This is a genomic window from Microcoleus harperi Pol14_C6 (assembly GCF_036701295.1).
Taxonomy (GTDB): domain Bacteria; phylum Cyanobacteriota; class Cyanobacteriia; order Cyanobacteriales; family Microcoleaceae; genus Microcoleus.
The window spans coordinates 229,602-243,204 of record NZ_JAUBQN010000003.1; the positions used below are offsets into that span (position 1 = coordinate 229,602).

9 protein-coding genes, 1 tRNA gene and 3 pseudogenes are annotated in these 13,603 nt (G+C 45.3%); 7 read left to right on the forward strand and 6 right to left on the reverse strand.

Annotation, left to right across the window (positions count from 1 at the left end; translation table 11 throughout):
- Nucleotides 1-80: 80 nt before the first annotated feature.
- Nucleotides 81-153 (reverse strand) — tRNA-His (locus QUA27_RS04260).
- Nucleotides 154-776: 623 nt separating this feature from the next.
- Between QUA27_RS04260 and QUA27_RS04265 the strand changes: the two genes are divergently transcribed.
- From QUA27_RS04265 to QUA27_RS27295, 5 genes and pseudogenes are all read left to right on the forward strand, one after another.
- Nucleotides 777-2,303 (forward strand): protein kinase domain-containing protein, encoded by a 1,527-nt coding sequence (locus tag QUA27_RS04265; RefSeq protein ID WP_333066557.1) that lies wholly within the window; start codon nucleotides 777-779, stop codon nucleotides 2,301-2,303.
- 197 nt (nucleotides 2,304-2,500) lie between these two features.
- Nucleotides 2,501-3,184: a manganese catalase family protein gene (locus QUA27_RS04270; RefSeq protein WP_333066559.1), complete on the forward strand. Its 684-nt coding sequence runs from the start codon at nucleotides 2,501-2,503 to the stop codon at nucleotides 3,182-3,184.
- A 240-nt stretch (nucleotides 3,185-3,424) separates the two neighbouring features.
- Entirely contained in the window at nucleotides 3,425-4,168 is a 744-nt protein-coding gene (locus tag QUA27_RS04275) for a sirohydrochlorin chelatase (protein WP_333066561.1), read from the forward strand.
- Nucleotides 4,165-4,974, forward strand: coding sequence for a uroporphyrinogen-III C-methyltransferase (gene cobA, locus QUA27_RS04280; protein ID WP_333066562.1), 810 nt, complete (start codon nucleotides 4,165-4,167; stop codon nucleotides 4,972-4,974). The genes QUA27_RS04275 and cobA overlap by 4 nt, the downstream gene beginning before the upstream one ends.
- Before the next feature lie 339 nt (nucleotides 4,975-5,313).
- Nucleotides 5,314-5,393 (forward strand): annotated as a pseudogene (locus QUA27_RS27295) (IS1 family transposase); the annotation flags it as partial.
- Between the two features lie 65 nt (nucleotides 5,394-5,458).
- On the opposite strand, the gene QUA27_RS04285 reads toward QUA27_RS27295, so the two are convergent.
- On the reverse strand, nucleotides 5,459-6,634 hold the full coding sequence (locus QUA27_RS04285) for a homocysteine biosynthesis protein (protein WP_333066563.1): 1,176 nt from the start codon (nucleotides 6,632-6,634) through the stop codon (nucleotides 5,459-5,461).
- A 188-nt stretch (nucleotides 6,635-6,822) separates the two neighbouring features.
- Between QUA27_RS04285 and QUA27_RS27300 the strand changes: the two are divergent.
- Nucleotides 6,823-7,432, forward strand: a pseudogene (locus tag QUA27_RS27300) (Uma2 family endonuclease); the annotation flags it as partial.
- Between the two features lie 138 nt (nucleotides 7,433-7,570).
- Here the strand turns inward: QUA27_RS27300 and QUA27_RS04300 are convergent.
- The 4 genes from QUA27_RS04300 to QUA27_RS04315 all read right to left on the reverse strand — a co-directional run bounded on the left by QUA27_RS04300 (nucleotide 7,571) and on the right by QUA27_RS04315 (nucleotide 12,164).
- Nucleotides 7,571-8,746, reverse strand: coding sequence for an AI-2E family transporter (locus QUA27_RS04300; RefSeq protein WP_333066566.1), 1,176 nt, complete (start codon nucleotides 8,744-8,746; stop codon nucleotides 7,571-7,573).
- Nucleotides 8,747-8,925: 179 nt separating this feature from the next.
- Nucleotides 8,926-9,543 (reverse strand): Uma2 family endonuclease, encoded by a 618-nt coding sequence (locus QUA27_RS04305; RefSeq protein ID WP_333066567.1) that lies wholly within the window; start codon nucleotides 9,541-9,543, stop codon nucleotides 8,926-8,928.
- A gap of 135 nt (nucleotides 9,544-9,678) precedes the next feature.
- Nucleotides 9,679-11,853: an O-linked N-acetylglucosamine transferase, SPINDLY family protein gene (locus tag QUA27_RS04310; RefSeq protein WP_333066568.1), complete on the reverse strand. Its 2,175-nt coding sequence runs from the start codon at nucleotides 11,851-11,853 to the stop codon at nucleotides 9,679-9,681.
- Between the two features lie 77 nt (nucleotides 11,854-11,930).
- On the reverse strand, nucleotides 11,931-12,164 hold the full coding sequence (locus tag QUA27_RS04315) for a hypothetical protein (RefSeq protein ID WP_333066570.1): 234 nt from the start codon (nucleotides 12,162-12,164) through the stop codon (nucleotides 11,931-11,933).
- A 51-nt stretch (nucleotides 12,165-12,215) separates the two neighbouring features.
- Between QUA27_RS04315 and QUA27_RS04320 the strand changes: the two are divergent.
- A pseudogene (locus QUA27_RS04320) lies at nucleotides 12,216-13,524 on the forward strand (class I SAM-dependent methyltransferase).
- Nucleotides 13,525-13,603 lie beyond the last annotated feature (79 nt).

Consider the following 13,603-nt stretch of genomic DNA (forward strand, 5'->3'; position numbering starts at 1 on the left):
GTGTGCATTGCACACCTACGACCATCGCAAATTACCGTACAGGCGACGGGCGATCGAATTAAACAGTTGAGAATCAAAAGGGCGAACGATGGGACTTGAACCCACGAATGGTGGTACCACAAACCACTGCCTTAACCACTTGGCTACGCTCGCCGTATCAGTTTTAACTATAGCATCAGATCTCAGCACAAGTCTAGGGGTAAGGCAAAAATATTTCAAAATATTTTTGAGCGTCCTTGAACCGGACAGATCGATTGTGCCTTAAATTCCAGGCACAGTAAGAGTTTAGCACAATTTTCGCTCTGTGCGATCGGGGTGAGCGATCGGCAATTATCTCGCCCTCAGCAGTCATGCGGCCTGGGTTCGGCAGCTTTGGCAGCGTCCCAATTCGATCCAGCGCATTAAAATAGCCTTATCAGACCAGGCGCATCTAAATTTTAAACTCCAGTTTGATAAAACTCACATCTTGCACCATTTTCAAGAACAGGCAAGATGCCTGTTCCACAAAGAATGAATTTCTTATAGGTTGGGCTCTTGTAGCCCGTCCCTAAAAGCCTGATTGAGAATGGTGCAACATCTCAGATGAAATGCTTGTGGGGTGTCCCGCCCGCCCGAAAAATACAACGCAAGAAGCGGGACAGCTTATCCCACACCGCATGAGTTATCAACCATCCTTCTTCTCTCTCTTCTCTTTTCCCTCTTCCTTCGCGCAGCTTCGCGTCTTCACGGTTCGTTTAAAAAAAAGTCTTGTCGGCAATATAAAATCTAAAATCAATATGAGCTACTGTGTCAACCCTGAATGTCAAAATCCTCAAAACTCCAACACCGCAAAATTTTGCTTAAACTGCGGCTTTAACCTGTTGCTGAGACAGCGATATCGCCCGATTGAACTTTTAGGTAGAGGCGGATTTGGTAAAACTTTCCTAGCCATTGATGAAGACATCCCATCTCTACCCCTTTGTGCAGTCAAGCAATTTTATTTTTACGACCGCGACCCCGAAATTTTCAACAAAGCCGTTGAATTATTTCGGCAAGAAGGCCTCCGTTTAGACGAACTCGGAAAACACCCGCAAATCCCCACATTATTAGCGGGATTTGAACAAGAAGGTCATATTTATTTAGTTCAAGAGTTTATCGAGGGAGCGACTCTTAAACAAGAATTAGACAAGAGTGTATACGATGAAGAGAAAATTTGGCAACTGCTGCAAGACTTATTGCCAGTGCTGCAATTTATCCACGACAAGCGCGTCATTCACCGCGACATCAAACCCGAAAATATTATCCGCCGCCAATCGGACAACAAACTCGTCTTGATCGATTTCGGCATTGCCAAACTGCTGACTGATTCAGCCATGCTTCGTCCAGCAACGCTCATTGGCAGTCAAGATTATGTAGCTCCCGAACAAATGCGCGGCAAAGTATTTCCTGCTAGCGACCTTTACAGTTTAGGTGTTACTTGCATTCGCCTAATGACGCAAGTTCCTCCCTTGGATATGTACGACTGCAACCACGAGCGCTGGTGGTGGCGCGAGTTTCTCCCCAAAGCCACGAGTATTAGCGAGGAGTTAGGTGAAATTTTAGATAAATTGCTGCAAACTCGTCTCACTCAGCGGTACAGTTTTGCTATGGAAGTTTTGCAAGATATCAAAGCAGCTTTAGATATTCGTTATCAAAATTTGCTTTCGCCCAAAATGCCGATAGCTCCTGCTCTCGGTAATAGCGACAACTCAACCGATATCAGCGCGCTACAAACTTCTGATTCTCCCATTTTACCGACAAAATACGTCGCCAATTCCGCAGAAACTTTTTCCTTATCTGTTACTTCAAACCTCGATCAAGCCCTAATTTGTGCAGGGGGAGTTGACTATACCAAACTGCGCGATTTTTTGTGTAACAAAAAATGGAAAGAAGCCGATCGCGAAACTTGGGGCTTGATGTGTCAATCTCTTTCCCAGCCACCGGGAACTCAGCTAGAAATTAGCCAAATTTACCAGATCCCCTGCGAAGATTTGCAAACACTCGATCGCCTTTGGTTGCGCTACAGTCAAGGTCGGTTTGGTTTCAGCGTCCAAAAGCAGATTTATGAAAGCGTTAAGGGAGACTATATCAGATTTTGCGATCTGGTCAACTGGCAAACCTACAATTCTGCTACTACTTTAGGACAGATTAAATTTAGTCAGCAAGCACCAATCGGACACCTCCCCTCTCGCAATTGGGTTGGTGGCATTCAGTGGCTGCGGCATCTCGATGCCCTGGCAGCAAAATTAACCGAGTGCGACAATAATCTTGCTCCTAAATTGTAATTTGGTCTACCGACTCACTAAGTAAAATTTCATATTTAAACTCTACCTGAAAGTAGAGAAATTTGTCGCGTTAGATGTAACTAGCGACCGAGGTTCGGTGCGATCGCTTGTCGCACAATGGATTGTGAAAGGTGAACACAGCTACAAGTCTGCAATCCTGAGACTGTATCAACAGAATTAAAGAGAGGTATCAATCCATGTTTTTTCACAAAAAGCAATTAATGGCTGCGGTGACTGTAGACCAACCCAACCCCCGTTTTGCCCAATTGCTGCTAGAACAGTTTGGCGGAGCAACCGGAGAACTGACAGCAGCTCTGCAATACTGGGTGCAGTCCTTTCACTGTGAAGATGCAGGGATTAAGGATATGCTCCAAGATATTGCAATAGAAGAATTCAGCCACTTAGAAATGGTGGGCCAACTCATAGAAATACACACCAAAAACGTTGACCAAACAGAAGCTTACAAAAGCACTTTGTTTGCGGTGCGCGGCGTAGGCCCACACTTGTTAGACAGCCAAGGTCAAGCTTGGACGGCAGCTTATGTCAACGAAGGCGGAGATGTGGTGCGCGATTTGCGTGCTAATATCGGTGCGGAAGCAGGAGCTCGCCAAACCTACGAAGAGTTGATTAAACTAGCACCGGATATGGGAACGAAAAAGACGTTGCAGTTTCTGTTGACTCGCGAAATTTCTCACACTCAAATGTTCATGAAAGCTCTGGAAGCGCTGGGCAAACTCACCGATCCCATGTTCGGCAATATTCCGCCGGATTCCACTGTGGATCTCTACTTTAACTTGTCCACAAATGGCAAGGATGAACGGGGGCCTTGGAACTCGGAACCTACTTTCCAATACATTGCCGATCCCGCTCCCAAAGCTTAATTTGAGATTTGTGTAATCTGGGTGGCGAGTGAAGATTTAAGCCCAGTGTTAAGTAATTTTTAAGCCGCGCACCTTCTTTTGTAAGGTGTGCGGCTTAGAAACTTTAAGCCCAATGTTGAGTAATTTTTAAGCCGCGCGCCCTAGGATATCGAACTTTTGTATTGAGTAATTTTTAAGTCCCGCGCCCCAGGGTGTTATAATTATTTGAAATCCGGATAGAACATTAACATCAAATCCATATTGAAATTGCGCTCATCCACCTATTTATTAGTTTCTCACGGCAGCCGCGACCCCAGACCTCAACTAGCTTTGGAAAACCTAGCTCAACTGCTGTCTCAAAAATTGGCTGACTCCTTCCCCGCAGTAGCAACCGCCACCTTAGAACTCGGGCCCGCACCGCTACACGAACAAATTTGCAGTTTTGGCGAACGTACCCTGTCGCTGGGCCTAACAGAATTGCAAATCCTGCCTGTATTTTTATTGCCGGGAGTTCACGTCGCCGAAGACATACCGGCAGAGGTGGAAATTGCCCAAAAAACTTTTGGTGACAAGCTAAAAATTGAATTGCGCCCGCATTTAGGTTCCCAGGAAGCAGGCTTAACACAATTGGTAAAAAGTCAGATGCAAGAGGTGACTTTTCTCCCCAATCTGCTATTGCCAAAATGGATTTTATTATCTCACGGCAGCCGTCGCCCCGGAGGTAACTCGATTGTTGAGCAAATTGCCAGCAAACTCGGTGTACAAACAGCGTATTGGTCGGTAAAGCCGAGTTTGTCAGAGCAAATTGAGAGTTTGGTTCGTGGTGGACAGCAGCAAATAGGGATTGTGCCATACTTCTTATTTAATGGAGGAATTACAGATGCGATCGCCAAAAATGTCGCACAGCTAAAGCAGCAATTTCCTGCGGCGGAACTTCATCTCGCAAATCCTCTAGGCCCAAGTGTAGAATTAGCAGACTTAATTAGGGATTTAATTCAAAAATGAACCGCAGAGGCGCAGAAGAGGTAAAGGAAGAAAGAAAAATGTCTTTAGGAAAAGTGTATTTAGTAGGTGCGGGGCCCGGAGATCCGGGTTTGATGACCTTGAAGGGAAAAGCTTTGTTAGAGTGCGCGGATGTGGTGATTTACGACGCTTTAGTCAGCCCTCAAATTTTGGCAGCAATCAACCCCCAAGCAGAACGAATCGATGCCGGAAAACGCAAAGGCCGTCACTCGTTAATGCAAGATGAAACAACTCAGTTAATGATAGAAAAAGCGGGAGATAATGCGATCGTAGTTCGTCTCAAAGGCGGCGATCCGTTTATCTTCGGCCGCGGCGGCGAAGAAATGGAAGAGTTGGTAAAAGCTGGAGTGTCAGTAGAAGTCGTCCCCGGCGTAACTTCTGGGATTGCTGCCCCTGCTTATGCGGGAATTCCTTTAACACACCGATCGTACAGTTCATCTGTCACCTTTGTCACCGGTCACGAATCAGCGGGAAAATATCGACCGGAGGTAAATTGGCAGGCGATCGCCCGGGGTTCCGAAACCATTGTAGTATACATGGGAATCCACAATTTGCCTTACATTATCGGTCAGTTGACCGCAGCCGAATTGAGTGCAGAAACGCCCATAGCGTTAGTGCGCTGGGGAACGCGGCCGGAACAAGAAGAATTGATCGGAACTTTGGGTACAATTGTAGAGCAAGTTGAGGCAGCCGGATTTGCAGCACCTGCGATCGCAGTCATCGGAAACGTCGTCAATTTGCACTCAATATTGTCTGGCTGTCGGCCAGTTTCTCCGACTGTAGAATAAGCTGAAAAATTGGGTCAGAAGCGATCTAATTTCGATCGCTTTGATTTCGCTCCCTTTGAGGTGGCTCGCCAGCGGGGACGAGGGCCCGCTCGATGTCATTCCGATGTCATTCCTGGACGCATAAATGACATAAAAATGTCATTGCTCACTCTTGAGTTTTAGCTTTCGCGCTCTATTATGGGTGTTGGACAAAGTTGAATGATTAAGAGAACAGAGGAATCCGCCCGTACTTAAGATACTAGATCAGCAAGCGTACTGACTTGTACAACATATCAACGGACTTGGAATAATATAAAGTCTGGTGTTGCATCATGGAGAATGATGTGATGAAATATGCCAATGCCTTGCCCTCCCACAGTCAAAGTTCCAAAGTGGTCAAAAATCGACACCGCCAAGGTAAACAGAGCTATCTGTGTCGAATATCTTTGAATATCCTCTTGTGGTTCATTAAAGTTATAATCCGTCACTTTAGTCCAGGGACTGTCTATTCCAGCCTCACTTGGGCCCCCCACAAATCTTGCGGGAGAAATACTCTGTCGGTGGGTAGGGGAGCAACTGGGGCCGTGAGGGTAAATTGACCCGCTTCAATTTGCTGCTTCAATTCCAATGCTACTTGCCGGGAGAGAAACATACTCGCAAGGGGGGCGGCCCGTACTGGTTTGCCCTCGATGAGGATGCGGCCAGTCTTTAATTGAGCATAGCTGACTAAACCGAAGGTGGGACGAACGCGCCGGGGGATAGAGAAATCTACCACCGGCGCTACTATTTTTTTGTCGGATACTGCACAGTGGGCGACCACTGTTTCGTTTAAGACTGGAAACGGGATGCCGACTCCCAGCATCAGGGATGGGCCGTAGTTTTTGAAGTAGCAGCCGCGCACCCATTTCGAGTTCATCTGTTTGGCGTCGCCGATGAGTGCGAGGGTGGCCGCCGGGCCGATGGGGGTGCGGTTGGGCTGGCGTTTTTGCAGCGGGAAGTGCTGGGTTCCTTCCCAGGTGATGTAGCCCTGAGCGCCTCCTAGAAAGATGCGGGTGCCGATGCCGATGGTTTCGAGGTCGGGATCGTTGAGCAGGGGAGACATGGCTCCAAGGTTCGAGTAGACGGCGTTGCCGAGGTTTGGTTGCAGGGGGCCGAGGTAGGTGAACAGCGGGCGATCGCCCCCGTTGACTCCAACAATAAAGTTTTGATATGCGTTGCGGGGATTGAATAAATAAAACTGGTTGATTGTATCGCGGGTAATCGTGGTTTCAAAGGAAGCGCGGGGGTAGCAGTCTGTTACTTGTCCGAGGGCGCGCAATTGTACGGGTTTGCCTGCTATTAAATCTTCGATGACGTGTCCGCCGCCCCGCTCGCGGGATTCTTCGCCGTCTTCGGCTACTTGGGTGGCTCCCAGGTACAGGTCTACTGCCCCGAAGCCCGAGTAGGCTAAAACGCCGTCCAGCCAACATTGGCGGATTTTGATCGGCGGGTCGGTATGGCCGAGGTTGATGATTGCACCCGAGGATTCCATCGGCTCGAAGGTGCCGGCGGTAATCACATCGACTTCTTTGGCTGCTTGGGTAATGCTGGTTTCTTGAACTCTAGTTTTGAGTTCTTCGATTGTCCAGACTGTGGCTTTGCCCTGGCTGATTTTATCGTTGATTTCGTCGATAGATCTCATATATTTTAGATTTTGGATTTGAGATTTTAGATTTTGAATTGATTGATTTTGATTTTGGATTGACTTTGGATTGATGGAATGTCGATCGAGCGAATGCTGTTTTTGCGATCGACCTGGGTTTGATAACACCGCAAAATGCTATAACAGAGATCAGGATTATATTATAAATAAAATAAAGAGCGCTCGCCCTGACTCAACCGATATTAAAACCAGTCACCTTCGATGAATTTATTGACTGGTATCCTGAAAATTCTGAAAACCGTTACGAACTGCACAATGGAACTATTGTTGAGATGCCTAAAGCAACCGGAGAACCTTCAGAATTAGCTGGATTCCTAGTCGCTGAGCTCAACTTTGAAATCCGACGACTAGGACTTCCCTACTTCGTCCCCAAAGAATTGCGTGGTCTAAGCTGATAACGAGCTATCTGGTTACGAACCGGATGCGATCGTTTTGGACACGCAAGGGAGGGACAGCGAACCGAGATGGAAAAAGGAATCTATCATTACAATGGGTAGTTCTGTCCCGCTAATTGTCGAAGTTGTCAGTACCAATTGGTGGGATGATTACGGCTACAAATTGGTTGATTACGAAGCTTTCGGCATTTCTCAATACTGGATTGCTGACTATTTGGGATTTGGTGGCAGACGCTATATTGGCAATCCGAAACAACCTACTTTTTCTGTTTACCAGTTGGTTGACTGCTAGTATCAAGTCAGTATGTATCGGGGGAGTGATAGGGTTGTGTTACCCACATTTGGGCAGTTGAATTTGAGTGCTCAACATATTCTTATCGCTGCCATAAATACGGTAAAAAATTCGAGGCTTGAAGACAGTTATTTGGGGATTTCGTACCACAATTTTCCTAAGTTTCTAGTTAATCATTATGTCCTATAACTGAGAATAAATCAGAACGGAAGTCATTATGAACCTTAACTATTGATTTTCAGTATCCTCATTTTCAGCGTGATCGGGGATGTCTGGTTTCGGTTCTGGTAAATATTTTTCTTGCAGGCTTTCGACGACTCCTATATATTCATGCTTTTCATGGATAGCAGAATCGATTGCAGCTAAGGTTTTAGGACTGGCACTCCACTGGTTTAGAATATCTTTAATGAGGGCTTCCCTAATCCAAACTTGAGCTACAACGGTGAGGGGGAGAGCTAGCAATAAGCCTAAAAATCCAAAGAAGGTGGCGAAGAATACTTGAGCTATTAATGTTACTGCTGGCAGCAATGATACTTGCTGTGCCATGACGTAGGGGGTGAGAAGGTTGCTTTCAAATTGTTGAATTAGAAAGTAGAGGATTAGCACAAAACCGGATTTTAAGGGAGAGTCTAAAAGTGCGATCGTCATTGGGGGAATGACGCTCAAACCAGGCCCTATATTTGGTATTAGATTCAGCAAGCCCGCTAAAACAGCGTGAGCTAGAGCTAGCGGAACCTGCAATACTGACAAACCAATTAAACTCAGAAAAGTGATGACACTCATGCTAATTAAAGCGCCGATTACCCATCGACCGAGAGCGATTTCGCATTCATCTAAGATTCCATCGACTCGTCGCCGATAAAAAGAGGGAAATAGTTGGATGAATGCTTTGCGGTAAGATAGAGGTTCGGCTAATGTCATCAAAGTCAAAACTATGACGAGCAAAAAGCTGAGGATAACGCCTAATGTGTTGCCGACAAAAGCTCCTGCACCGCCGACGAGTTGGTTGAATAAAGGTTGCAGTTGTTGCATGATGTCGTTAACATCAAGATTGGGTAGCCGCTGGCCCAATTGTCCTGAAAAGCGACCCTCAAATTGATCTATCCACTGATTTAATCTTTCTATTCCTTGAGGGGCTCTTTGGGTAAGTTGTTGAAACTGTTGGGTAAAGGGCGGTACAATTATCAGGAATAAGCCTACGAATACCAGGATTAGGAAGCTAACTGATAAGAGTACAGCGATCGATCTTTTGAGTCCGAATTTTTGCAAGTAGCGTGCTAGTCTGTTTAAGGCTGTGGCTAAGACGACGGCGGCAAACAGCAGCAGTAAGGCCTGCCTGATTTGCCACAGGATGTAACAAGATGCGATGAGGGCTAATAAGCCCATCCACTGTCCTAGCTTCATTAGATTTTAGATTTTAGATTTTAGATTTTAGATTGAGGAATACGGTATTGGGAATGGCTGCTTGTTAATTGTTCAGCAGCCCAGAAGCGATGAATCGCCTCTATACAAGATACAGCAGATGGGCGCGATCGCATCTTTAATCGGATACCCCTACTGGGACATCAGTATAAGCAGCCTCCTCAATTCCCTTTGGCGAACACCTGCTGCGCTGTCAGCTTCAATTCTGGGAAAGTTGGGGACTCAATACCCTCGCCGCCTCTGAACAGTTTGACTTGGTATTCCCCGTCAATTAGTTGGTAAATCGAAAAAGTGGGTTGTTTGGGGTTGCCAATAAATCGTCTGCCGCCCAATCCTAGATAGTCTATAATCCAATATTCTTGAATACCCATTGACTCATATGCCTCAAGCTTTAGGGCATAATCATCACCCCAATTAGTGCTAGTTACCTCGACAATTAGGGGGATTAATGAACCCATTGTGATAATTGATGATTTCTCCCATCGCGGCTCGTTGCAAATGGTTTGTTCGTTAAGTACAATGATATCTGGCTCATACCCAGATTCCTCGCTGATGGGTTTGATGACACATTCTTTGGGGATGAAGTAGGGCAAATTGAGACGCTCAATCTCTATTCCGACTTTCAGTGCGGCAAAATCGGCCACTTTAGAATGTTTATCTGTTGCTTTTGGTATTTCAATAATTTCTCCATTGTGCAGTTCGTAGCGGTGTTCTGATTTTTCTGGATACCAGTCAATGAATTCATCGAATGTTACTAATTCAGGTATGATTTGAATCATGGTGAATGGCTCAACTTGGGTTTTGATAAGCTGTACGGGGAATTAATATTTTGGCAAAAACACAGTCTTTAGACCTAGTGTAGATTGATCGCACTTTTTGATAGCCTCTCTACTGCTGCTGTTGGCGCGATCGCCCTAACCTATAGAATTCTTGTTACCTTCAAGTCTTTCTCGAACAACTTCTTGATAAAAAGTCTCTAAAGCTGTCACGCAAACTTTATCGTCAAACAGATCACCTTGTCGTTGACTCATGCGTTGTGCAATGTCTCGGCGCCACTTTGAATCTATACCCAACTTGACAGCTATTTGAATATATTCTTCTTCATTTTTGGCGATTGTGTCTGTTACTCCCAGCCTTTTGAGAAAGCTATAAGCATGAAGTCCCCGCATAAATTCTCCCGGACAAGTTACTATGGGTAAATTGCAAGCGATCGCCTCCAAAGACGTATTCCCCCCCGACCAAGTAAAAGTATCTAAAAAAACATCAGAGAGAAAGTTAAGTGCTATGTAATCTTGCCGAGTTGGAATAGTTCGGAACAGACAGTAATCTTCACTGTCGAGATTCACAGCAGCAAAAGCACGCTTTAACCGTTCCCGCAGCAATTCGCCGCGCGGAAAAATAAACTGAGCTTGCGGAACGCGGCGGGCAATTTCTGCTAAAATAAAATCATATTGTGGTAAGTATTTGAAAGGGGCTTGGCAGCATAAATAAATTACTGCATCTTCTCGGAGGTCAAAATCTGAGCGACTGTGGGTTAATTCACCAACAATCGGTTTGGGGTAAGCAACGCCAATATTCGGCAACTTAATTAAGGTTTCTGAGTAGTGCAATTGTGCATTTTCTGGTTCCATCAATTCACTAGAAATAAAATAATCAATCGTCGGTAAACCCGAGGTGACAGGATGCCCCCACGCCGAACATTGCACGGAGGCAAGGCGCAAAGCTGCTATTTGTATAGTTGGTGCGTCCATGCCAATTTCCGGGAAGACAAGAATATGCAATTTATCATCAATAATTTGTTGGCATACGCCTTCTAGGTTGTGAGGAATGTGGCGAAATTTATCGCTGTATTGGCGAAATTGTTCTGTAATTAGATCGGGATCGTTCCCCGTATAGTAACAGTAAATTTCAAATTGTTCGTGGTTGCAATAACGCAACCAGCCAGTCAACCACAAAGTGCCGCTGTAAGAATGCAAGTAACTCGAAATATAACCGACTCTAATTTTGCCATTTTCCAGCAGTGGAGGCATTGATTGCGGTTGCACCCACTGCGGATAGTTGGCTGTCATAACTTGATGTACTAAATTAGCATACTTTGATTGCGATTCCACAACATTGTGAGCCTGATATGCTAGGTAAAAATTAGTGAAACTACTAAAACCCCGCAAAGCATTAATTTTATCTTCTGGAGTTTTTAGGGATGTTTGCTGAATTAAGTTGTTTAATTGTTGAACAAATCTTTTCTTGTAAAATTGTATTTCATCGGATGTATTATAAACAATCGGCAATGTTAAGTGTTTGAAAAGTTTAAAAACATATTCATTGGGCAGTATTTGCGTTGCTTTTACTGCACTTGATATAGCTTCTTGAGTGCGTCCGTTTTGCTGAAAAATTTTGATAAGTTGAAAGTGCAGTTGTCCTGCTGTCGGATAATGGTAGATGCCTGAGTCAAGAATCGCGATCGCTTCTTCGATTCTGTTGAGGTTTCTTAAACACTCGCTTAAGTTACCATACAGTTCTATATCTCCTGTCTGGGATACTAAAAACCTTTGATAGTGCTTAATGGCGGCTTCGTATCTTCCTTGAATGTAGAGTTTGTTGCCAAATTCTCTCAATATTAATGCTTGGGAGTCAAGGGTTATATCGCTAAGTTGTCCCTGTTCCATTACGGGAATTTGTGCGGTTCCAGATTCTGCTATTGCTTGGTGATTTTCCACATTCAGCTTAATTCGATATTGAATCTGTGGCAAAATATCGCTCCACTGGCTACGATTGAGGTTTTCCAATAAAATAATTTCCGGTTCTCCGTTAATCTCTAAATCTTCTTCCATCAAAAGATTCATCACAATCCCTGAGACTATAAAACTGGCATCTAACTCGGATTTTTCTAAAGTTTCGCTCACATCTATTAAAAGAGTGAGGAAATCGCGCTCCGGATGACTTACCAGACTCCTAATAATTAGTTCTAACTCTAAATAAAGAGATTCTTCGGGTTGGTCCCAATCAGGAAAAATCAGCAAATTTAAGGGTTTCAGATTTAAGGTGGCTAGATCCATGTGATTGTCTGTCTCATCTATATTGCTGGGCATGGAGGGGTTGTGCTGTGAATGTTCGATCGCCCCTGGTTTAATTTAACTCGTGTTTGGGCGCGATCGCCCTCCATCCCTTATCTTGGCTGTTGGCGCGATCGCCAGCCGAGGATGGCAGCTAGGATGATACTGGGAGAAAAGACGGCGATGAGGGCGTTGAGGTCGGTTGAGGGTATGGATAAGGTGGGGCCTGCGTACTTGATGGCAAGGGAGAGGGTGGCGGAGAGGGAGAATACTTTGAGGATGGGGCTGATGTTGGTGTTCATGAAAGGGGCTGGTTGGGCGATCGGTTGGATGAAATGCCTTTCCATTTTATAATAGGAAGTGTCACAGCATTTTAACAGCATCAAGAGTAATTCATAATGGAAAATCAAGAATCTGATTTAATAGACCAAATTCCCCAGCAATTTGACTATGCCCCTTTTCCCAGAATTCCTATCGAAAAATCTCCTGAGTATGAGTATGAGTTGCTTTACCTTCACAACCTTGTAACTGCTTACTACTTCAGAAATCGGAAAGTTGTCAATACTGAAGGCAAACTGATTCTGGATGCGGTAGCGGCTACAAATCCTTAGTTTTGGCTACAGCTAATCCGGGAGCTAAAATTGTGGGAATTGATTTATCAGAAGAATCTGTTTAGTTAGCCCGCCACCGTTTGCAATATCACGGCTTTGAGAATGCTGAATTTTATGCGATAAAAATAGAAGAATTACCCAGTTTAGGTTTGCACTTCGACTACATTAATGCTGACGAAGTGCTTTATTTATTGGCCGATGCAGTTGCAGGAATGCAGGCAATGAAATCGGTTCTCAAACCAGATGGCATTATTCGGACTAACCTGCACAGTTCCATTGGTAGAGCGGGAGTATTTCGCGCTCAAGCTGCTTTCAAAACAATGGGATTAATGAATGGCACCCCAGGCGAGTTGGAGATTGAAATAGTCCGGGAGACTATGGAAGCGCTGCAAGATGAAATATGGATCAAAGCAGTAAGTTGGAATGCCGATCGCGCAAAGGATGAGGGGTGGATTCTGTCAAACTATTTATTGCTGGGTGACAAAGGCTGTAGCGTGCTCAACTGTTTGCACTTTTGAGAGCCGCCGATCTAGAGTTTATCAGCATGGTCGCATGGCGCCGCTGGGAGTTGATGGATTTGTTCAAAGATCGAGATGATTTGCCTCCGTTTTTGGCGATGAGTCTGCCAGAAACTTCTGTGGAAGAGCGGCTGCATTTATTTGAACTGCTACATCCCCAGCATCGGCTGTTTGATTTCTGGTGCGGAAATCCCGGAACTCAGGCTTTTGTCCCCGTTGCAGAATGGACGGAGGCTGACTGGCAGTCGGCGCGGGTGCACTTGCATCCTCAACTCAGGACTTCCGAGGCGAGGGAAGACTTGAGTAATTGCATTGCCAGTGATATGCCGTTTGAGATTAGTTGTTATATTACTGTGGCAACTCTAGGGCCAGTGGCGATCGATAGTAGAATCGCAGCTTGCTTGTTACCTCTGTGGGATGGGCTGCAGTCTGCGGTGTCGCTAGCGGAAAAGTGGTTGCAGAGCCGAGCCAAGTCTGCTGTTAATCTAGAACCCGCAGCCCTGGAGACAGCCTTCGATCAACTCAAGGAACTGTTGAGTTGGCTGGAAGTCCTTCTGTACGTGCTTTTGGAGCGTTAGCCACCAGACATAAAAAAAAATTGGACGGGATGATAGCAAAGCCGGGGAAACTGGGTAAGTTACATATAAGAGTTAGAAA

What these genes read in the sequence shown, in the direction of transcription:
- QUA27_RS04265 (WP_333066557.1), top strand. Translation starts at nt 777, where the DNA reads ATGAGCTACTGTGTCAACCCTGAATGTCAAAATCCTCAAAACTCCAAC.
- QUA27_RS04270 (WP_333066559.1), top strand. Translation starts at nt 2,501, where the DNA reads ATGTTTTTTCACAAAAAGCAATTAATGGCTGCGGTGACTGTAGACCAA.
- cobA (WP_333066562.1), top strand. Translation starts at nt 4,165, where the DNA reads ATGAACCGCAGAGGCGCAGAAGAGGTAAAGGAAGAAAGAAAAATGTCT.
- QUA27_RS04285 (WP_333066563.1), bottom strand. Translation starts at nt 6,634, where the DNA reads ATGAGATCTATCGACGAAATCAACGATAAAATCAGCCAGGGCAAAGCC.
- QUA27_RS04300 (WP_333066566.1), bottom strand. Translation starts at nt 8,746, where the DNA reads ATGAAGCTAGGACAGTGGATGGGCTTATTAGCCCTCATCGCATCTTGT.
- QUA27_RS04305 (WP_333066567.1), bottom strand. Translation starts at nt 9,543, where the DNA reads ATGATTCAAATCATACCTGAATTAGTAACATTCGATGAATTCATTGAC.
- QUA27_RS04310 (WP_333066568.1), bottom strand. Translation starts at nt 11,853, where the DNA reads ATGCCCAGCAATATAGATGAGACAGACAATCACATGGATCTAGCCACC.
- QUA27_RS04315 (WP_333066570.1), bottom strand. Translation starts at nt 12,164, where the DNA reads ATGGAAAGGCATTTCATCCAACCGATCGCCCAACCAGCCCCTTTCATG.